This window comes from Streptomyces sp. LN549, assembly GCF_043203805.1.
Classification (GTDB): Bacteria; Actinomycetota; Actinomycetes; order Streptomycetales; family Streptomycetaceae; genus Streptomyces.
This window is the reverse complement of sequence record NZ_JAZHRI010000002.1, coordinates 3,978,545-3,998,791: the sequence shown is the minus strand read 5'-3', so window position 1 is coordinate 3,998,791 and position 20,247 is coordinate 3,978,545. Positions and strand designations below refer to the sequence as shown.

Annotated in this window: 18 protein-coding genes; 9 read left to right on the top strand and 9 right to left on the bottom strand. The window is 72.9% G+C overall.

Annotated features, from left to right (window positions below):
• Positions 1-6: 6 nt before the first annotated feature.
• A complete protein-coding gene (locus tag SH922_RS17990) occupies positions 7-1,740 on the bottom strand; it encodes an MFS transporter (RefSeq protein ID WP_393058965.1) in 1,734 nt (577 codons plus the stop codon).
• Between the two features lie 312 nt (positions 1,741-2,052).
• On the opposite strand from SH922_RS17990, the gene SH922_RS17985 reads away from it, so the two are divergent.
• Positions 2,053-2,337 (top strand): hypothetical protein, encoded by a 285-nt coding sequence (locus SH922_RS17985; RefSeq protein WP_393058964.1) that lies wholly within the window; start codon positions 2,053-2,055, stop codon positions 2,335-2,337.
• A gap of 72 nt (positions 2,338-2,409) precedes the next feature.
• Here the strand turns inward: SH922_RS17985 and SH922_RS17980 are convergent, their stop codons facing one another.
• Entirely contained in the window at positions 2,410-3,216 is an 807-nt protein-coding gene (locus tag SH922_RS17980; RefSeq protein WP_393058963.1) for an SDR family oxidoreductase, read from the bottom strand.
• Between the two features lie 75 nt (positions 3,217-3,291).
• Positions 3,292-3,582: a hypothetical protein gene (locus SH922_RS17975; protein WP_393058962.1), complete on the bottom strand. Its 291-nt coding sequence runs from the start codon at positions 3,580-3,582 to the stop codon at positions 3,292-3,294.
• A gap of 116 nt (positions 3,583-3,698) precedes the next feature.
• On the opposite strand from SH922_RS17975, the gene SH922_RS17970 reads away from it, so the two are divergent.
• Positions 3,699-4,370 carry a TetR/AcrR family transcriptional regulator gene (locus SH922_RS17970; RefSeq protein WP_393058961.1) on the top strand — a complete coding sequence of 224 codons (672 nt, stop codon included), beginning with the start codon at positions 3,699-3,701 and terminating at the stop codon, positions 4,368-4,370.
• A 58-nt stretch (positions 4,371-4,428) separates the two neighbouring features.
• On the opposite strand, the gene SH922_RS17965 is transcribed toward SH922_RS17970, so the two are convergent.
• The gene (locus SH922_RS17965; RefSeq protein ID WP_393058960.1) at positions 4,429-5,070 is read right to left on the bottom strand and encodes a response regulator; all 642 of its coding nucleotides are present in this window, start codon (positions 5,068-5,070) and stop codon (positions 4,429-4,431) included.
• 2 nt (positions 5,071-5,072) lie between these two features.
• Positions 5,073-6,392: a sensor histidine kinase gene (locus SH922_RS17960; RefSeq protein ID WP_393058959.1), complete on the bottom strand. Its 1,320-nt coding sequence runs from the start codon at positions 6,390-6,392 to the stop codon at positions 5,073-5,075.
• 133 nt (positions 6,393-6,525) lie between these two features.
• On the opposite strand from SH922_RS17960, the gene SH922_RS17955 reads away from it, so the two are divergent.
• Both SH922_RS17955 and SH922_RS17950 read left to right on the top strand, forming a co-directional pair.
• Positions 6,526-7,260 carry an ABC transporter ATP-binding protein gene (locus SH922_RS17955; protein ID WP_393058958.1) on the top strand — a complete coding sequence of 245 codons (735 nt, stop codon included), beginning with the start codon at positions 6,526-6,528 and terminating at the stop codon, positions 7,258-7,260.
• Complete coding sequence (locus tag SH922_RS17950) at positions 7,254-9,749, top strand: ABC transporter permease (protein ID WP_393058957.1); 2,496 nt, start codon at positions 7,254-7,256, stop codon at positions 9,747-9,749. The genes SH922_RS17955 and SH922_RS17950 overlap by 7 nt, the downstream gene beginning before the upstream one ends.
• Before the next feature lie 25 nt (positions 9,750-9,774).
• Here the strand turns inward: SH922_RS17950 and SH922_RS17945 are convergent, their stop codons facing one another.
• Positions 9,775-10,455 (bottom strand): phosphotransferase, encoded by a 681-nt coding sequence (locus tag SH922_RS17945; protein ID WP_393058956.1) that lies wholly within the window; start codon positions 10,453-10,455, stop codon positions 9,775-9,777.
• A 188-nt stretch (positions 10,456-10,643) separates the two neighbouring features.
• Between SH922_RS17945 and SH922_RS17940 the strand changes: the two genes are divergently transcribed.
• Positions 10,644-12,002, top strand: a complete 1,359-nt coding sequence (locus tag SH922_RS17940; protein ID WP_393058955.1) for a carbohydrate-binding protein — start codon at positions 10,644-10,646, stop codon at positions 12,000-12,002.
• Positions 12,003-12,139: 137 nt separating this feature from the next.
• Here the strand turns inward: SH922_RS17940 and SH922_RS17935 are convergent, their stop codons facing one another.
• Positions 12,140-13,849 carry a bifunctional 3'-5' exonuclease/DNA polymerase gene (locus SH922_RS17935; protein WP_393058954.1) on the bottom strand — a complete coding sequence of 570 codons (1,710 nt, stop codon included), beginning with the start codon at positions 13,847-13,849 and terminating at the stop codon, positions 12,140-12,142.
• A 105-nt stretch (positions 13,850-13,954) separates the two neighbouring features.
• On the opposite strand from SH922_RS17935, the gene SH922_RS17930 reads away from it, so the two are divergent.
• The 3 genes from SH922_RS17930 to SH922_RS17920 all read left to right on the top strand — a co-directional run bounded on the left by SH922_RS17930 (position 13,955) and on the right by SH922_RS17920 (position 18,432).
• On the top strand, positions 13,955-14,866 hold the full coding sequence (locus tag SH922_RS17930; protein ID WP_393058953.1) for an NADP-dependent oxidoreductase: 912 nt from the start codon (positions 13,955-13,957) through the stop codon (positions 14,864-14,866).
• A 100-nt stretch (positions 14,867-14,966) separates the two neighbouring features.
• A complete protein-coding gene (locus tag SH922_RS17925) occupies positions 14,967-16,148 on the top strand; it encodes a DUF2786 domain-containing protein (protein WP_393058952.1) in 1,182 nt (393 codons plus the stop codon).
• 136 nt (positions 16,149-16,284) lie between these two features.
• On the top strand, positions 16,285-18,432 hold the full coding sequence (locus SH922_RS17920; RefSeq protein ID WP_393058951.1) for an FUSC family protein: 2,148 nt from the start codon (positions 16,285-16,287) through the stop codon (positions 18,430-18,432).
• A gap of 33 nt (positions 18,433-18,465) precedes the next feature.
• Here SH922_RS17920 and SH922_RS17915 read toward each other — a convergent pair whose 3' ends face one another.
• Positions 18,466-18,960 carry a hypothetical protein gene (locus SH922_RS17915; RefSeq protein WP_393058950.1) on the bottom strand — a complete coding sequence of 165 codons (495 nt, stop codon included), beginning with the start codon at positions 18,958-18,960 and terminating at the stop codon, positions 18,466-18,468.
• Positions 18,961-19,210: 250 nt separating this feature from the next.
• Between SH922_RS17915 and SH922_RS17910 the strand changes: the two genes are divergently transcribed.
• Entirely contained in the window at positions 19,211-19,453 is a 243-nt protein-coding gene (locus SH922_RS17910; RefSeq protein WP_393058949.1) for a DUF397 domain-containing protein, read from the top strand.
• Positions 19,454-19,527: 74 nt separating this feature from the next.
• Here the strand turns inward: SH922_RS17910 and SH922_RS17905 are convergent, their stop codons facing one another.
• Positions 19,528-20,028: an ATP-binding protein gene (locus SH922_RS17905; protein ID WP_393058948.1), complete on the bottom strand. Its 501-nt coding sequence runs from the start codon at positions 20,026-20,028 to the stop codon at positions 19,528-19,530.
• Between the last annotated feature and the right edge of the window lie 219 nt (positions 20,029-20,247).

Sequence of the window (20,247 nt, the reverse complement as noted above, 5' to 3'; positions counted from 1 at the left end):
GCCCGGCTACTCCGGGCACGGCGTCCCCCGCGGCACCTGGTACAGAGCGGCGATCCTGTACGTCCCGGCACGGGGTACGTGCAGCCGGGTCCAGTCGCCGGCCCGCGTCAGACAGCCGTGCCGGTTCAGATACGGAACACCGCTCTCACTCCGCTCCGGCACGATGCCCTCGCTCTGCCCCGGCAGCGGATGCCAATGGGGGCCGACCTGGCGGAGCCGCTCGCCGTCCAGCACCTCCGTCTGCTCCACACCCTTGCCCGCCGCATCGACCAGGCCCAGCCAGGGCGAGTACCGCACACGGACCAGCACGTCCCGCGCGGACGTCACGTTGATGACCAGCTCGTCCGCGCCGGCCCGCTCGACGGCGGCAGGCGGTTCGACCAGCGGCGTCGGGTCCTTCACGCGAAACATCTTCCAGTTGGCGTCCGACCAGGTCTGCTCCAGATAGGGCAGACCGGACGAGATCAGCTCCGCCTCCTCCGCGGCCCCGGTGTCCAGCCTGTCCTCGACGGGCAGCACCACATAGCGGACCGCCCAGTGCTTCAGCCACGCCCGGTAGCTGCGCCGGTCGAGGGTGCCGTCGTAGAAGAGTGCGTCGCGGTCGAGGTCGGCCTGCCGGTTCCAGCCGCGGGCCAGATTGACGTAAGGCACCAGCGCCGCGGCCTCGCGGTGGCTGCGTACCGGCACCACCTCGATCCGGCCGCGGTCCGCATCGACCCGCTTCAGCTGACGTATCAGCGGGGCCAGGTCCGCGTCGGTCCAGGCGACGGTCGGGGTGGTCAGCACCACATCCACCACGGGCTTGGCCGTCTGCCAGCTCGCCAGTCCCGCGAACGCCAGCCACACGGCGGCCAGATACCGGGTGCGCCATTGCCGGCGTCTGCGGTTGTGGTCGACCGCCGCCAGCAGCGCCGTACCCCCGAAGATGAGCGCCAGGCGCTCGACGTTGAGCCCCACCTGGGACGGCACGATCATGGTGGCCAGGGTTCCGGCCGCGTAGACCACCGCACCGATGCGCACCGTCCGCCACTGCGGCGGGCTCAGCACGTACACGGCGAGGCTGCATCCGATGGGGATCAGCCCGGAGAGCCACGGCATCGGCTGCACTCCCTGGAACGGGAACAGCCACGCCGACAGCGCGATCACCACGGGGAAGGGCAGTGCGACCGCATACGCGATCCGCCGCCGGCGCTGCAGGAACAGGGCCGCCGCCACCACGCCGAGGAAGAGCCCGGCGACCGGGCTGCCCGCGGTGGCCAGCGCGGAGCACAGCACGACAGCCGGCATCCGCAGCCGGATCGGCGGCCCTGTGAAAACCAGCGCGACCACCGCGAGCGCGAACATCAGCCCCAGCCCGAACGTCACCCGCCCGGAACCGGCATTGCAGGCGAGCGCGAACGCGCCCCACAGGGACGGCAGCAGTGGGCGCCGCACCCCGCGACACCCTTCCACGATCCGCGCCAGGAGCCCCGCCGAGATCACTCCGATGAGGACCATCGTGGTCCGTACACCCAGCAGGGCCATCAAGTAGGGCGAGATCACGCTGTACGAGACGGGGTGTATCCCTCCGTACCAGCTGAAGTTGTACGCCGAACCGGGATGCCGCGCGGCGAACTCAGCCCAGGCGTCCTGAGCGGCCAGATCTCCGCCGCTGTTGGCGACGAGGTACACCCACACCAGGTGCAGTACGGCCGCCAGGAGCACCGACGCCGGTACCGGCCGCAGCAGGAAGGACGCCACGCGTCCATTCCGCCAAGGCCGCCAGGCCCCTGGCGCCGCCCCGTCGCCGGACCGCCGGCGCAGCCGTCGTAAGAGAGGCGTGCCCCGCTCAGGCTGCACGGTCGTCACTGGAGCTCACCCCGTCATGTCGCTCTCGGCGCGCGGCGGAACGGATGAACTCATGCCCCGATCCCCCCATCGCGGTCCTCGCGACCCTACGCAGATGTCCGAGCGGCCGCACGGCCGGGGGCGCCGCAGGCGCGGGAATGGCCCGAAACCGGGCCCGGGGCTGAGCGGAGGGCGCGGATTCGGGCCATGTGAGTGCGGAGCTACGTGTCCGGTGTCAGCGGTCGAGGCGGGCGAGGAGGAGGTTCGGGTCCTGGGCCCGAACCAGGCGCCGAGGTCGTTCTGCTACGGCTGTTCGGCGGCCGGCTGCGCATCGGTCCGGCGCGGGCCGACGGGTGGCCCGGCATCGAGGTGGACGGGCCGTCGGCGGAGGTGCTGGCCTCGCAGCCGGCAGGTCTGGGTGCGCGGGTCGAGGTGTTCGGCCCGGAGGGGACGAGGGCGCGGCTCGCGGAACCGGCGGCTGAGCCGGCCGCTGTCTGCGGAACGCCGTGACCGCGCCCTGCCCTGTGGGGCGGCCGGCTGGGTGCGGTCACGGCGTGAGGGAACCCGGTCCCGCCGGGCGGCCTACGCCGATCCGCCGTTGCTCTTCAGTAGCTGGCCGTTGATCCACTGGCCCTGCGGAGAGCAGAGGAAGTCCACCAGGTGCGCGGTGTCCTGCGGGGTGCCCAGGCGCCCCAGCGGGGTGCCGCCGAGGACGAGTCCCGAGAGCTCTTCGTTCATCCAGCCGGTGTCCACGGGGCCGGGGTTGATGACGTTGGCGGTCACCTTCAGGTGGGCGAACTCGTGGGCGGCGGCCAGGGTGATGCGGTCCAGGGCTCCCTTGCTGGCCCCGTACGGGAGGTTGCCGACCGTGTGGTCACTGGTGAGGGCGACGATCCGGCCGGACCCCGGGGCGGCGCGGAAGCGGAGCCCGTACTCGCGGATCAGCAGCCAGGTGGCGCGGGTGTTCACGGCGAAGTGCCGGTCGAAACTCTCGACGGTGGTGTCGAGGAGACCGGAGTCGACCGACTCGGCATGGCTCAGTACGAGCGCGGTGACCGGTCCGATCCGGCGTTCGGCCTCGTCGAAGACGCGGGCCGGGGCGTCGGGGTCGGACAGGTCCGCCTCGATCGCCGCGGTGCGTGCGCCCTGCTCGGCGAGGGACGCGTCGATCGCCGCGGACGCGCCCTGCTCCTCGCCCCAGGCCATGCGCCTGTCGTAAGGGGTCCAGTAGGTGAAGGCGATGTCCCAGCCGGAGGCCGCCAGCCGGCGGGCGATGCCCGCGCCGATGCCGATCGTGCGGCCGACGCCGGTGATCAGTGCGAGTGGGCGTTGCGGCACGGCCCCCGGCGGCGGTTCGGACGGCTCGGGGTGCTGTTCGGCTGTGGTCACAGGGCGGGATCCTCCGCCACGGGTGCACAGCTTGGCAACATCATTACGGGCGTGAGGACGCCGGGCGCCAGGGCGTCAGGAACCCGTCGACGGCCTGCGGCGCAGCACGGCGGCGCGTGCCTTGAGCAGCGTGGGCACCAAGCCGTACACCACGGTGGGGACGACGACCGCCGTGAGCGCCAGCGTGCGCAGGGGCATCGGGAACCCCGCGACGTACGGGCCGATCACCAGCTGGACGACGGACAGAGCCGTGAATACGGCGATCCAGGTGAGCAGGGCCCGCATGTGGATGGAGGGCAGGTGGTGCGCCGGCCGGGCCTCGGTCGCGGCCTCGGTAGCGGTGGTGCAGGGCGTGGCCGTGGTCATAGGCGTTCCCATCCATGGGTTGGTGGACCGATCGTGCTCCACTGAACCAACCAACCGGTTGGAAGTCAACCATCTAGTTGGTTGGTAGCGTGGCTCCTGCGCTCTACGCTGGGGTCATGACCTCGGACACGAACCGCACCAAGGAACGGCTCCTCGCCGCTGCCAAGGAGGAATTCGCAGCTCACGGCATCGCCGGCGCCCGAGTCGATCGCATCGCCGAGCTGGCCGGTGTGAACAAGGAGCGGATCTACGGCTACTTCGGCAACAAGCAGAAGCTGTTCGATGCCGTCGTCGGGAGCGCGCTCGACGAGCTTGCCGAGGCCGTCCCGCTCACGGCGGGCGACGACCCCGCGGAGTATGTGGGCCGGGTGTACGACTTCCACCGCGACAACCCTGTCCTGGTGAGGCTCTTCCTATGGGAGGGGCTGCACCACCGCGACGGGGCGCTGCCCAAGGAGGACCGGCGCCGCGGGCATTACGAGGAGAAGATCGCCGCCCTCGCCGAGACCTTCGGAACCGAGGCGTCACCGCGGGTCGCGGCCTGTCTGATGAGCATGATCGGGCTCGCCGCCTGGCCGAGCGCGGTGCCGCAGCTCGCCCGGCTCATCATCGGGGGCGCGGACGCAGGGGCGCCGGATCTGCGCAGCCATGTGGTGGCGTTCGCCCGCCAGGCCCTGTCCGGGACGCCGTCGGTCCTGGCGGCCGGTGTCTCCGGGGACGTCGCGGCGGGTGACTCCGCACCCGTAACGAACGGTGACTCCGCGTCCGTCGTATCCACCACGGCCTGATCCGGTCCGTACGCCGGCGGTCCGTACGCCGGTCCCTGTACGGGAGTTCCGGGGCGGCTCAGCCCCGCAAGTACGCCAGAACCGCCAGCACCCGGCGGTTCGTGGTGTCGTCCAGCGACAGGTCGAGCTTGCCGAGAATGCTGCCGAAGTGCTTGCTGACCGTGCCCTCGCTGACCGTCATCGCCGCGGCGATCGACGCGTTGGACCTGCCCTCCGCCATGAGGGCCAGTACCTCCTGCTCGCGTGCGGTCAGCCGTGCGAGCGGGTCCCGGCGGCGACGGATCAGCTGGCGGACCACCTCGGGGTCCACGACCGTGTTCCCGGCGGCGACCCGGTGCAGGGCGTCGATGAACTCCTCGACGTTGCCGATGCGTTCCTTGAGCAGATAGCCGACACCCGTACCGTCCGCGGAGTCGAGCAGATCCTCGGCGTAGGCGCGCTGGACGTACTGGCTGAGTACGAGGATGGGCAGCCCCGGCTGCCGGGTGCGCAGCTGGATCGCGGCGCGCAGGCCCTCGTCGGAGAAGCCGGGCGGCATGCGTACATCGGTCACCACGATGTCCGGGCCGTGCTCGGCCACGGCCGCGATCAGCTCGTCCGCCGTACCCGCGCCCGCGACCACCTGATGACCGAACCGCTCCAGCAGACCGACCAGTCCCTCCCGCAGGAGCACACTGTCCTCGGCCAGTACGATGCGCACGCTCAAGTCCTTGTTTCCGCAGGTGACATGGGGACCTGCAGCCGAAACACGGTGGGCCCGCCGGGCGGACTGGACACTAGCAGGTGGCCGTCGAGCACCGAGACACGGTCGGCCACGCCCTGGAGCCCCGTACCGCCGCCGGTGTCGGCGCCGCCCACCCCGTCGTCCGACACCTCCACCACCAGCCGGCCCTTCTCCGTCCGGCCTGTCACCCGGGCGCGATCCGCCCCGCTGTGCTTGGCCACATTGGCCAGCGCCTCGCAGACCGCGAAGTAGACCGCCGTCTCGACCGCTTGGGAGAGCCGGTCCGGCAGATCGAAGTCCACTTCCACCGGGACCACCGAACGGTCCGCCACATCCTCCACCGCCGCCACCAGCCCTCGGTCGGTGAGGACCTGGGGGTGGATGCCCTGGATGAGCTCCCTGATCTCCACCAGCGCGACCCCGGCCTCCGCGTGCGCTTTCGCCAGCAGTCCGGCCAGCGGTTCTGCCGGGCTCTCCAGCCCGGCCAGGCCGAGCGTCATGGAGAGGGCGACGAGCCGCTGCTGCGCACCGTCGTGCAGATCGCGTTCGATCCGCCGGCGCTCCGCCTCGAAGGCGTCCACCAGCCGCATCCTGGAGCGGCCCATCTCCCGCAGCCGGGAGTCCAGTCCGGCCTCCGGCGCGGAGAGCAACTGCCGGGTCAGCGCGGCCCGGCCGGCCGCGAACACCCCCAGCGGATACGCGAACAGGGGGATCAGCACGAGTCCGGCGAGCAGCGCCGCGAAGGCGGGCGGGTAGGTGTCGACGAGCCAGATCTTGAGCACGCGGGCCTCCTCGCCGCCGCTCGCCGCCAGCATCAGGGGAGCGGCGATCAGCCCGCCGCAGACGAGGAAGGCCGTCCCCACGGCCAGCGCCTCCAGCGGCCACAGCACCAGGGCGAACAGCAGCGCGTAGCCCAGCTCCCGCCACGTTGCCCGCTCCTGGAGCCGGGTGCGCAGCCAGGACGAGAGACCGGTGCCGTCCGGTTCCCGGTGCGCCGCGGCGATCGGCCGGGGGTCGAGCAGCCGCAGCCTGCGCCGCTCCAGGGCGGCCAGCGGAATGCCCGCCAGCACGAGGGTGAGGAGCAGCGGGACACCGATCAGGATCACGGTGAGCGCGCTGCCCGCGACGGCCAGGAGGAGGAGCGCGGTCAGTGTCGCGAGGCCCACGGGCACGCTCGTCAGCAGGTAGAGCGTGGCGCGCCACGGCCAGGCGGTGCGTATGTAGCGGCGCTGTCGCAGTACCTGCCGGAGACCGGGGGAGGGCAGGGCGTCACCGGAGGGGGCAGCGGGGGAGGGCATGGGGGAACCGTAGGCCGGGCCCGGTGAGGCGGACCACCCGGTGAGGTCGACTCCGGGGGTGGAGCTGTCTCCACCCCGGAGACTCCCTCTCGCTGCGATGTGCCCGAAGAGCGACGCCGGTTGAGTGGTGTCCATGAATCAAGCAGCTGTCCGACTCCGCTCGGTCACCCGGTCCTACGGCAGGAACACCGGCGCGGTCACCGCGCTGGACGCGGTCAGCCTCGACGTCCCCCGGGGCACGTTCACCGCCGTCATGGGCCCGTCAGGATCCGGCAAGTCCACCTTGCTGCAGTGCACCGCCGGGCTCGACCGGCCCACCGGCGGGCAGGTGTTCCTCGGTGACACCGAGCTGACCGGACTCAGCGAACGGAAGCTGACGCTGCTGCGCCGCACCCGCATCGGCTTCGTCTTCCAGGCGTTCAACCTGCTTCCCTCGCTCAGCGCCGAGCAGAACGTCGCCCTTCCGCTGCGGCTGGCCGGCCGTCGGCCGAAACGGGCCGAGGTCCTGGACGTACTGGAACGGGTGGGGCTGCGCGAACGGGCCGGGCACCGGCCCAGTGAGCTGTCCGGTGGCCAGCAGCAGCGCGTGGCCCTGGCCCGCGCCCTGGTCACCCGGCCCGATGTGCTGTTCGGCGACGAACCCACCGGCGCCCTGGACTCCACGACCGGACGCCAGGTGCTGACGCTGCTGCGCACCATGGTCGACGACGGCCAGACCGTGATCATGGTGACGCACGACCCGGTCGCCGCCTCCTATGCGGACCGGGTGCTGTTCCTCGCCGACGGCCGGGTGCGGGACGAACTGGCGTCCCCGTCCGCCGAGCAGGTCGCCGCGCGCATGACGCGGATGGCGGCGGTCCCGTGCTGAGCCTTTCGCTGCGCGGCATGCGGACCCGCTGGGTCACCTTCGTCGGCTCCTTCCTCGCGCTGGCCCTCGGAGTGGGGATCGTCGCCACCACCGGGATGGCCCTCGCGGCCACGTTCGACGCCCCCCGTCACGGCCCCGAGCGGTTCGCCGCCGCGCCCGTCGTGGTCCGGGGCGAGGATCAGCTGCGGGTCCGGACCGCGATCGGTGTCCGGACCCAGGAGCTGACCTCGCCCCGGTCGGTCCCGGCGGAGCTCGTCACCGCCCTCGCGGAGCTCGGCCGTACGGTCGAGGACCGCACGTTCCCCGTCTCGGTCGGTGACGCCCGCCTCGACGGGGACGGCGAGGGAACGGTCGGCCACCCGTGGCCGGTCGCGGCCGCCACCCCCTACCGGCTGGCCGCCGGACGGGCCCCGGCCGCCGCCGGCGAGGTCGTCGTCACCGCGGGGGACGGCTCCGATGTGCGTACGGGAGACCGGATCACGGTCGCCACCGCTGCGGGGACCGCGCTCCGGACCGTCGTCGGCACGGTGCGCCCCGCGGGCTTCGAGACCGCCGTGTTCTTCACCGCGGCCGAGGCCGCCACGATCTCCCCGGCCGTCGACGCCGTGGTGGTGCACGCGGATCCGGCCGTGGTGCGTGCGGTGGCGGACCGGGAGGACCGGATGGCGGTGCTCACCGGCGACGACCGCCGGCGGGCCGACCCCGACCCGGACCGGGACGCCGAGGCGCTGGTCTCCGTGAACGCGCTGCTGGGTACGGCCGCCGGCATCACCGCGTTCGTCTCCGTCTTCGTGGTCGCCTCGACGTTCTCCTTCGCGGTCGCCCAGCGCCGCCGCGAGTTCGGTCTGCTGCGCACGGCCGGCGCGACCCCGGGACAGGTGCGGCGGATGGTGTACGTCGAAGCGGTCGTCATCGGCGTACTGGCGTCGGTGGCGGGCTGCCGGCTGGGCGTCCTCGGTGCGCCCCGGCTCGTGTCCTGGATGGTCGGGGAGGGGATCGCGCCCCGCTGGTTCGCGGTCGGCGACCAGAACTGGCCGCTGTACGCCGCCTTCTGGACCGGACTCGCCGTGGCGCTGGCCGGTGCGGCCGCCGCCTCGCGCCGGGCCGGAAGGGTGGGGCCGGCCGAGGCGCTGCGCGAATCCGCCGTCGACAGCGGCTCGATGCCGCCGATCCGGGTGCTGCTGGGCGCCGCCGTCCTGCTGACCGGCGCCGTACTGCTGGGCATCGCTCTCGTGCAGGACCCCGGCAGTGTCCTCAAGCGCAAGACGTACGTCACCCAGCCGATGCTGCTCATCGTCGGGTTCGCCCTGTTCGCACCCGTCCTCGTGCGGCCCGTCACCCGCTTCCTCACCTGGCTGCCCGCACAACTGCCGGGCGCCACCGGCGTACTGGCGAGGGAGAACGCCTCCGCCGGGCTGCGCAGAACGGCGGCGGTCGCGGCGCCCGTGATCGTCACGGTGGCGCTGGCCGCCTCGCTGATGGGCACGACGGCGACCCTTGACGAGGCCAGGGCCACCGAGGCGCGGACTCAGGTGACCTCGGACTTCGTGGTCACGGCGGGCGGCGAGGGCACCGCCCTCCCGCCGGAGTTCGTCGAGCGGGCCCGGCAGATCCCGGGCGTCGTCGTCAGCGCCTCGCGGTCCACCTCCGTGACCGTGCTGGAGGAAGGCACGGCACTGGTCGGCTCCGAGGCGCGGGCCGTGGACCCGGCCGATGCGGCGGCGGTGTCGGCGCTGCCCGTCGTGGCGGGCAGCCTTGCGGGCCTCGACGACGGCTCCATCGTCGTCAACGAGGAGTGGATGACCACGACGGTCGGCGAACGTGTCGGCGTCTGGCTGGCCGACGGCCGCAAGGTCACCCTGCGGGTGGCGGCCGTGCTGAGCACCGGCACCGGGAACAACGGCGTGTACGTGACCCCGCGCAACGCCGGGGGTGCCGCGGTCGACCGGGTCGACGTCAAGGTCGTCGGGAACACCGGGCGTTCGGCCGTCGCGGAGCAGCTGGAGGCGGCCGGACGGGCGACGGGCACCGAGGCGGCGACGAGGGCCGGGTGGCTGGCGGAGAACCACCGGCGGTCCGGTGAGAACACCCGTCTCGGACTGCTGATGATCCTTCTCATCGCGCTCGTGTACACGGGCATCGCGCTGGCCGGCACACAGGTGATGGCGACCTCGGACCGGGTGCGCGACCTGGCGGTGCTGCGGCTGGCCGGTGCGACGAAGGCGCAGGTGCTGCGGCTGGTCGGGACGGAGGCGCTGGTCGTGGTGGCGGTGGGTGCGGTGCTCGGCGGGGCGGTGGCCGCGCTGAACCTGTTCGGCGTACGGACCGCACTGGGACTGCTCGACGTCCACTCGGAGGTTGTCGTCCCATGGGGGACCATCGGCTCGGTCGTCGCGGTGAGTGCGCTCCTGGCCGTGGTCTTCGCGGTGCTGCCCGCCTCGCTCGCGCTGCGCGTCCGGCCGGTCGAACTGGCGGGTGCGCGGGAGTAGTTCGGGTGCCCGGCCGAACGGGGCCTCAGCGGGAGAGCGTGGTGACCAGGGCCGCCGCCTCGCCGATGAGGTCCCGTTCGGCCGGGCTCATCGTCGGGTTGGCGTCCCGGCGGGCCGCCGCGTCGGCGAGATGGCGGGCCGGGACGCCGCCGTCCGCCGCGAGGTGCGGCATCAGGGCGGTCAGCAGCTCGCGTCCGCCGTCCGCCGCCGGGTTGGCCGGATCGACCGCCACCTGGGCCAGGATCAGCGCCGACATGGCCCGGTCCAGGGCCGGTGGGCCCTCCTCGGCGTTGCTCCAGTCGATCACCACCGGGCCGTCGGCCGTCAGCATCACGTTGTCCGGGTGCAGGTCGAGGTGGAGGATCCGGTCCTCGGGATCCGGCGAGAGCCGGGCCGGGACGGTGTGCAGTTCGGCGAGCAGCCGGGCGAGCAGGGCGGAGCCCTCGGCGGCGTCGATGCCGCCGCCGAGCATGGACTCCAGCATCGTGGGGCCGGTCAGCCGCTGCAGGACCAGATCGCCGGGGCCGGCCGACGGGGGTTGCCGGCCGAGCCGGGGGACCGGGTAGCCCGAGGCCGAGAGGTAGGACATGACGGGCAGCTCAGGAGTGGCGTCCAGCCCGTCGCGGTAGCGGCGCAGGACCCACGCCTCATCCAGTTCGTATACGTCGGCGTCGCGTCCGCTGCCCAGCAATTGGCCTATTCGCATGGGTGGAACCTACTCGTGATGGGCGCCCACGGGGAGATCGTTCGCGCGTGTTCCCGCGCATCGCAGCCGGTCAGGACAGCCCCATAACGCGACGCGATGGGGCGGACGGGATCTCCTGTAGCTGACGTGTACGCGGCTACGTTGTCGGCAATTCCCCCGAAGTCAAGGAGAGTTCCGTGGAGAGATCCATGCTCCGCAGACGTGCACTGGCCGCGTGTACCGCCACCGTGGCCGTCGGTGTGCTCGCGCTGGCCGGACTGACCGGCACCGCGTCCGCCGACCCCTCCCCCCGCGTCCCCGCCGCCGGGGCGGACCGGCTCTCGCCCGGCCTGCTGAAGGCCGTGCAGCGCGATCTCGGACTCACCGCCGACCAGGCGACGGAACGGATCGGCAACGAATCCCGTGCGACCGCCGTGGCCGCGGTGCTGCGGCGCTCACTCGGCACCGGATTCGCCGGGGCCCGGGTGAGCGGAGACGAGGCGGAGCTGACCGTCGCCACGACCGATGCCGCGGACACGGGACGGATCGCCGAGGCGGGTGCCAGGCCCGTCGTCGTCGACCACAGCCTGGCCGAACTCACCTCCGCCAAGGCCGCCCTCGACCGGGTCGCGCTGCGCAGGGCGCCGAAGGACGTGCCTGCCTGGTACGTCGACGTCGCCACCAATCGCGTCGTCGTCCAGGCCGGCCGGGGAGCCGCCGCCGACACCTTCCTCGCCGCGGCCGGCGTCGCGCGCGAGCTGGTGACGATCACTCAGTCCACCGGTGAGCCGCGCACGTTCACGGACCTGCGGGGCGGTGACGCGTACTACATGAACGGCTCCGGGCGCTGCTCCATCGGCTTCCCCGTCAGGCGCGGCACTCAGGGCGGCTTCGTCAGCGCCGGGCACTGCGGAACCCCCGGCGTCAGCACGAGTGGTTACAACCAGCAGGCCCAGGGCTCCTTCCAGGGCTCCACCTTCCCCGGCCGCGACTACTCCTGGGTCGCCGCGAACACCAACTGGACCCCGCGCCCGCTGGTGAACGGCTACGGCAACGGCGACGTGACGGTCACCGGATCCACCGAGGCGCTGGAGGGTTCGTCGGTCTGCCGCTCCGGCTCGACGACCGGCTGGCACTGCGGCACGGTCCAGCAGCGCAACAGCAGCGTCACCTATCAGGAGGGCACCGTCTCCGGGGTGACCCGTACCAACGTGTGTGCCGAACCAGGCGACTCCGGGGGCTCGTTCATCTCCGGCAGCCAGGCCCAGGGAGTCACCTCCGGCGGCACCGGCAACTGCTCCCAGGGCGGTACGACGTACTTCCAGCCGGTGAACCCGGCGCTCCAGGCGTACGGACTCACCCTGGTCACCAGCGGCACCCCGACCGATCCGCCGACCGGCCCGACGGACCCGCCGACCGATCCGGGCGGCAGCTGGGCGGTCGGAACGCTCTACAACGCGGGTGACCGCGTCACGTACGGCGGGGTCACCTACCGCTGTCTGCAGGCTCACACCGCCCTGACCGGCTGGGAGCCGCCGAACGTCCCCGCGCTGTGGGAGCGCGCGTAGACGGGCGGACAAGCGAGGTACCACCGCCGCGCGCGCATGCCCCGGGCTCGCTTCCCGGGGCTTGCGCCGCGCTCGGCCCGGTCCGCCGCCCTGCCGCGTGCGATCCCCGCCGCGTCAGGGCGGCTGCCCGGGCCCGGTCACTTCGCGTCCGAATAGCGCTCCACCACCGCCGTGGTGAACGGGAAGCGCACCGGCGTGTCACCGAAAGCGGTCCGGCCGGCCAGTTCACCGGCCGCCCGGATCGCCTCCACGACGGTCTCGGCCTCCTCCTCGGGGCAGTGCACTATCACCTCGTCGTGCTGGAAGAAGACCAGTTCGGCCCGGAGCCCGGCGGCCGCGATCGAGCGCCGCAGAGCGGCGAGCAGCAGCAGCGCCCAGTCGGCCGCACTGCCCTGCACCACGAAGTTACGGGTGAAGCGGCCGCGCGCACGGGCGTTGGAGGAGGCGTAACCCGGTGCGAATCCGCCGTCCGCCGGTTCGGAGCCGTCCGCCGGTGGCCCGTCGTCCTCCTGCGGGATGCCGGCCTCCCCGTCGTCCCCGCTGCCCGCGGCGGGCGGGCTGGTCCGGCCCAGCCAGGTCCGTACGAGACGGCCCTCCTCGCCGGCCTTCGCGGCGTCGTCCACATAGGCGACCGCGTGCGGGAACCTCCGGCGCAGGGCCGCCAGATTCTTCAGGCCGTCCCCCGACGTTTGGCCGTAGACCGCACCGAGCAGGGCGATCTTGGCGTGGTCGCGGTCGCCGTGGAAGGCGCGGTCCGACAGCGCGGTGTACAGGTCGCCGTCATGCCCGGCCACCTCCATCAGGCCCCGGTCGCGGGAGATCGCGGCGAGCACCCGCGGCTCCATCTGGTCGGCGTCCGCGACGACCAGGCGCCAGCCCTCGTCGGCGACCACCGCCCGCCGGATCACCTTGGGGATCTGCAGCGCCCCACCGCCGTTGGTCGTCCAGCGGCCGCTCACCGTGCCGCCCGGCTGGTACTCGGGGCGGAAGCGGCCGTCGCGGACCCAGTCCTGGAGCCAGCTCCAGCCGTGGGCCGTCCAGATCCGGTACAGCTTCTTGTACTGGATGAGCGGCGGCACCGCCGGATGGTCCAGCTCCTCCAGCTCCCAGCGGCGGGTCGACCGCACCTTGATTCCGGCCTGCGCGAAGGCCTTCACCACATCGGCGGGGAGATCCGGGCGGACCCGGCGGCCGAACGCGGCGGAGACCTCGTCCGCCAGCTCGGCCAGCTTCCGGGGCTCGCCGCCGCCCGCGTAGCGCTCGCCCAGGAGCTCGTGCAACACCTCGCGGTGGACGTCGGCCCGCCACGGCAGACCCGAGCGGTTCATCTCGGCGGCGACCAGCATGCCGGCGGACTCGGCGGCCGTCAGCAGGCTCATCCGGCCCGGCCGGTCCGTGGCGTCGTGGCGGGCGAGCTGGTCCGCGTACACCTGGAGCAGGGCGTCGAACGGCAGGTCCGTCCCGGACCGGGGCTCGAAGAGGGAGGACTGGGAACCCGGCACGGCGGAGCGCGGCGGCGGGTCGGGTGGCACCGGGCGATGCAGCAGGCGGGCGTGGGCGGCAGCGGCGGAGCGGGGTTCGCCGAGCCGGCCCTCGTGCCCCAGCAGGAGGGTCTCGGCGACCTCGATGTCGTAGCACCGCGCGACCGGCACTCCGGCGCCGAGCAGCCGGGGGTAGACCTCGGCCGTCGAACGCCACACCCAGCGGGTGACGTCGGGCCGGGAGCGGACGGCCTCGGCCAGGTCCGGTTCGGTCACGACAGGGGCGGTGGGGCGGCCGGTCCGGTCCAGCGGCGCGAGGCGCGCGCCACCGCTCTCCGTGACGGCCAGCGCCCAGCGTTCGGTCATATGGCCGAGTCTGGCACCCGGCACTGACAACCGAGCGTTGGGCGCGGGGCGGCACTGGCTGGAAGGATCGGAAACGGCTCATCCACCGAGGAGGCAGACGACACGATGGAAGCGATCGTTTTCGAGGAGTTCGGCGGGCCCGAGGTGCTGCATCCGGCCCGGGTCGAGGACCCGCATCCCGGTCCCGGGCAGGTCCGGGTGAAGGTCCGGGCCGCCGCGGTCAACCCGATGGACTACAAGATCCGGCGCGGTTGGATGGAGGACGTGTTCCCGACGTCGCTCCCGGCCGTCCCGGGCGTGGAGTTCGCCGGGGTGGTCGACGTGACCGGTGAGGGCGTCACCGATGTCGCGGTGGGCGACGAGGTGCTGGGCTGGAGCGCCACCGGTTCCTACGCCGAGTACGCCCTGGCCGACGCCGCTCTCGTCGCGCCCAAGCCCGCGGAGCTGAGCTGGCCGGACGCGGCCGCGCTGACCATCGCGTCGAGCACCGCCCAGCGCGTGCTGGACGAACTCGCCGTGGAGGCGGGGGAGACCCTGCTGCTGCACGGGGCGGCCGGAGCCGTCGGGTCGGCCGCGGTCCAGCTGGCGGCGGCCCGCGGCGCGACCGTGATCGGCACGGCGTCCCCGGGCAACCACGACTATCTGCGGGTGCTCGGCGCGACCCCGGTGGAGTACGGGGACGGGCTGGTCGGCCGGGTGCGCGAGCTCGCTCCACAAGGTGTGGACGCCGTCTTCGACGCCTCGGGGCGCGGCGCGCTGCCGGACTCCATCGAGCTGCGCGGCTCCACCACAGACCGGATCGTCACCATCGCCGACCCGGACGCGGCGAAGTACGGCGTCGCCTTCTCCGGCGGTGGCTCCCGGTCCAGGGAGCAACTGGCCGGGCACGCCCGGCTCGCGGCCGACGGCGAGCTGCGGATCCCCGTCGCCCGGACGCTCCCGCTCAACGAGGCGGCCAGGGCGCAGGAACTGAGCGAGGCGGGGCACGTACGCGGGAAGGTCGTCCTGCTGCCGTGACGGGAGGCCGGTCGCGATCAGGTGCGCGCCGCGGATCGGTGAAAGTTGTCCACAGGGTGTGGATGAATTCCGCCGAGCCCGCCATGCCTACCCTGACCTCATGGAACCGGTGATCGACCAGGCATTCGCGGCAGCCCTGTACTCGGACGGCGACGCCGGGCTCGACACAGGCGCGTCCCTCCTCGCCGCCGACCCGGCGTCCGACGCCGAGCTGCTGCGCCGCGGCGAGGAGTTCGTCCGGCGTGCCTGGGACCGAGGCTGGCTGCCCGCCGATCTCGTACGCATCGTCCGCCGCGAGCTCGACGAGCACGCGGCCGGTCTGGCTGCCGGGCTGATCGGCTCGGATGTCCGGCGCCACGAGGTGCTGCCGCCCCGCTGGCAGGCCCAGCTCGACGAGCTGCCCGCCCCGCCGCCGGCGGGGCGGCCGGACCGTTTCTCGTACGCCTCCGCACTCCTGGGGCTCTACCGGCTGCTGCTCCGGCTGCCGGCGATCGAGCCCGTCGGGCCCCCGCCCGGCGCGTTGCGCGACACCCTGCACCTGCCGCCCGCGCACGACGAACCGCGCATGCTGACCCGGATCCGCGCGCTGCTGGCCAAGGCCGAGGCGACCGGATTCCCCGAGGAGGCGGAGGCGCTCACAACCAAGGCCCAGGAGCTGATGGCCCGGCACAGCATCGACGAGGCCCTGCTGGCGGCCCGCACGCACAGCGGCAGCGTGCCGGGCGCCTGCCGGATCGGGGTGGACGCCCCCTACGAGACGGCCAAGGCGATCCTGCTCGACGCCGTCGCATCGGCGAACCGCTGCCGTGCCGTGTGGAACAGCGACCTCGGCTTCTCGACGGTGGTCGGCTTCGAGCCGGACCTGGAGGCCGTGGAGCTGCTTCACACCTCGCTGCTGGTGCAGGGCACGGCGGCGATGACCCGGGCCGAAGCGGGCCAGCGGGCCGGCGGCCGCAAACGGACCAAGACCTTCCGGCAGTCCTTCCTGATGGCCTACGCCCAGCGGCTGGGTCGCCGGCTGGCCGACGGCACCGCCCGCGCCACTGCCGAGGCCCACGCCGAGGGTGTCACCACCGGTGCGCCGTCCGCCGTGGCCGGGGCGGGCCTGCTGCCCGTGCTGGCGGCCCGGGACGTGGCGGTCACGGACACCGCCGAGAAGATGTTCCCCGCGACCACGACCACCCGGGTCCGCGGCGCCACGGACCTGGACGGCTGGACCCACGGGACGGCCGCGGCGGACCGGGCCAGGATGGGCGGGCGCAAGCCGGAGATCTCCGGCTGAGGCCGGTGCCCTGCCCGCTGCGGTACCTCCCCGTCTCCCGGACCTGCCCCCGGCGGTACGCCCGGACCGGGTTCGCGAGGCCGGTAACCCAACCCGACAACTCGGGCATATCGGTAAATCCGGTTAGGCTCTGGGCATGAGCTGGCTCCGGGCGCTGAGGGAGACCGCCCGCTCGGGGCTGACGATCGAGAGGACGCGTCTCGAACCGCTGATCGCCATCCGCGGCGCGGCAGGTCTCGCCCTGGTGATCGGGGTGAGCCTCGCCCTCTTCGGGCCGGTGGTCGCTGCCAGCTCCGCGTTCGGCGCGTACCAGGCGGCGATCGCCACCTTCCAGCGCAGCTGGCGCCCCCGCCCCGTGCTCGCCCTGGTCTCCGGCTTCAGCCTCGGCGTCTCGACGTTCCTCGGCTACGTCACCGGCCCCCACCTCCCCCTCTTCCTGACCCTGCTGGTGCTCTGGACCTTCATCGCCGGGCTGGCCTGGGCGGCGGGTCCGACGGGCGGCATCATCGCCGCGTCCAACGTCGCGATCATGCTGGTGACGGTCACGCTGCCCACGTCCGTCGCCGAGGCGGCCCTGCATGCCCTGATGATCACGTTCGGCGGGGTGGTCCAGGCAGTACTGATCGTGCTGTTCCCCGTCCGCAGATGGGGCGCCCAGCGCGACGCGCTGGCTGACGCGCTGGCCGCCGAGGCCGACTACGCCCGCAGGCTGCGCCATGACCCGGTCGCCCACTTCGATCCGGTCCCCCTGATGGAGGCCCGCAGGGCCGCCGCCGTCACCGAGCGCCAGGCCCGCCGCCGCCCCGCCGAGCTGCACGGCTCGCGCGGGGTCGCCGAGCGGATCAGACCGGTGCTCGCCTCGCTCGCGGACCCGGCGATGGGCGTCCCGTCCGAGGGCCCGGAGCGCGACCGCGTGCGTGAGCTCCTCGCCGCCGCAGGCTCCCTGCTCGACGCGGCCGCCCGGGCGATCCGCCACGGCGACCCGGTGCGGCTCCCCGCGCCCGCCGTCGCCGCGCTGAAGACCCCCGACACCGGCGCGCTGCTCACCGGCCCCCCGCTCCGCGCCGCGGACCGGCTGGCCGCCCTGCTCTCCGACGTCATCGAGGCCGCCGAGGGCGACGGCACGAAGGAGGAGCGGGCCGGGGCGGCGGAGGCCGCCGACGCCATCGAGGCCGGGCGGGGCGGCCAGGTCCCCGCCGAGCACCACCGGCGGCCTACCCTGCTGCGGCTGGTCCCGGTGGTGATCGGGTTGATGCGCCGCGAACTGCACCACGGTTCCCCGATCCTGCGGCACGCGATCCGGATCTCCGTCGTCGCCGCGGTGGGTTATCTGCTGGGCCTGGCGCTGCCGTACGGGCACGGCTACTGGGTGCCGATGGCGGGCGTCATGGTGATGCGGCCGGAGTTCTCCCGGACGTACGAACGGTCCGTGGCACGCTTCGGCGGCACCGTCGTCGGGGTCTTCGCCGCAAGCGTGATCGTCCAGGTCGCCGCCCCGCGCGCGGGGCTGTCCGCCGCGCTCGCCGTGACCTGCGCCCTGCTGATGTACCTGCTGATGCGCACCGGCTACGCCGTCGGCCAGGCCTGCGTCGCCGCGTACGTGGTCTTCCTGCTCGGCATGGCCGGCGACGACCTGTCGCAGACCGTGCTCGAACGGGTCCTCCTGACCCTCCTCGGCGGTCTCCTGGCCATGATCTCGTACGCCGTCTACCCGGCGTGGGAGACCCCGCGGCTGCGTGGCCGGCTCGGCGACTGGCTGAAGGAGGACGGCCGTTACGCGGCCGCGGTCGTCGACCAGTACGCCGATCCGGCCGACCGCGGCCACGACGACGTCCGCCAGGCGCTGCTCGCCACCCGGAACGCCCGCGTCGCCTGGCAGGAGGCGGTGGCCACCGCCGAGCACGAACCGGTGCGCCACCGCGGCCTCTCGCATACCGCTGCCGACGACACCCAGCACGCGCTCGCCCAGCTCGGCCGGGTCGCGATGCTGATGGAGGCGCATCTGCCGGAGGGCGGCGCCACCCCCGTACCGGCCGCCGCCCCGCTCGCCGAGGCGCTGCGCCGGGCCACCGAGCAGGGCGCGAAGGCGGTGCGAGAGCGGCGCGTACCGGACTGGACGGCGGTGCGGGAGGCGCTGGAGAAGTGGGACGAGGAGGAGCGGATGCGTGAAGGAGGGGCGGACCCCGTCGTACGGAACGGGGCCGACCTCCTGCTCGAAGCGCTGGAGGAGTTCTCCCAGGGACTGGACAGCGGCTCGCGGCCGCGTCCGTCCGACGACGACTGAGGCGGCGTCAGGGACCCGTCCGTCGCCCGCGGGTCATGGCGTCGGCAGGTCGGGCAGCCCCTCGAGCGAGTCGGCGTCGGTCTTGGCGAGGGTGTCCTTGGTGCCGCCGTCCCACGACACGACGACGGTCTTGCCGTCGTTGGACTCGATGGCCCCCATGGTCCGGTCGGTGTCGCCGTCGGCGCATGTCAGGGCCAGCATCGGCTTGTTGCCCATGTTCTTGGCAGTGCCCGAGCAGACGTGGGATTCGGCGACGATCACGGCCTTCCCGGATGCGACGGAGAGCACGACGGCCTTGCCGTCGGTCTGCCCGGCCCAGGCGCCCTCCAGCGCCTTGAGACCGCCGGTGTCGCCGTCCGCTCCGGAGCCGGAGTCCTTGCTGCCGCTCGCGGTGGGCGCCGGGGTGGCGGTGGAGCCGGATGCCTTGTCCGTGCCGCTCTTGTCGCTGTCGCTTCCGCACCCGGTGAGGGCGAGAGCGGTCAGCAGTCCGGTGGCGACTACGGCGCCGGTACGTACGAGTTTGTACATGCTGAATTCCCCCTGGATGACGAATGACCGTCCAAGCTACCAGTGAGTCGCAACCGGGGTGGAACGGTCAACTCCCGGAATCGGGAGCGGAACAGGCCTCTCGTTCGTCTATCCCTGCGGAGCGCTGTAACCGAGGGAACACCCCGCGTGCACGTGCATCTGCTCATGCATCCGCTCATGCAGCGGATATCGAACACAGCTATGATCCGAGACAGTTGACACTTGCACTTTGCAACTCGGGGAGCGTCCTGTGGACCACGTGTACAACGGCATGGCGGCCACAGAGCTTCGCGGAGTCGTATGGCAGAAGAGCAGGCACAGCAACTCCCAGGGATCCTGCGTGGAGTTCGCGAAGCTGCCCGGCGGCGATGTGGCGATGCGCAATTCGCGGCACCCCGACGGGCCGGCGCTGGTCTATACGCCCGCGGAGATAGAGGCCCTGCTGCTCGGCGTGAAGGACGGCGAGTTCGACCACCTCGTGGCGGAGGCCTGAGCACCGTCTGCCGGAGCGTCGTTCTTCGGCGGCGCGGCGCATCCCCGTCCGCGTGCCGTTTCTTCGCCCGTATGTCAGGCGGGGTCGGACAGCCGGAAGAGCGCCCAGACGACCTTTCCGCGCGGCGCCGCTCCGGCGAGGGTGCTCTCCGTCGTCAGTACGGGTGAAGGGTGCCAGCCCCAGCAGTCGCTGAAGGAGTCCACCAGGAACAGGCCGCGGCCGGACTCCGCGCAGTCCGCGGCCTCCGACGCGACGGGGCTCGCCTGACTGGGGTCGCGCACCGCGCACACCAGCCGTGAGGTCCAGCGCATCAGGTGCAGCCGGACGGGCGGGTCCTGGGGCTCGCGCGTGGTCTCGGCGGGCAGGGCGTGCCGCAGGGCGTTGGTGACCAGTTCGGAGACGACGAGCGCGACGTCGTCGAAGCGTTCGCCCAGACCCCAGCCGCTCAGCGTCGTCCGGGTGAACTGCCTTGCCCCGCCGACGGATTCGTAGTGAGCGGGCAGGGCGCAGGTGGCCGACCCGGAGACGGCGGAGGGATCGATGGGAGGGAGCCCCTGTCGTAAGGGCTCGAGCATCGTCGATCCATTCGTCCCCATGCGAGGCACTCCCGGGATTCGCGGCTGTATCGGTACTGCGGGTACACGGGTACAGCGGCACAACACGAACGAGCACGCAGGTGCGCGAGGCCCATGGTTCCGAATGCGCAGAGCAGATGCAAGGGCAGATGCACGTGCACGCGCCTGACCTGTCCGATACCGTGCCGGTTCTTGGTCATTTCTTCCTGTACGGAGTTT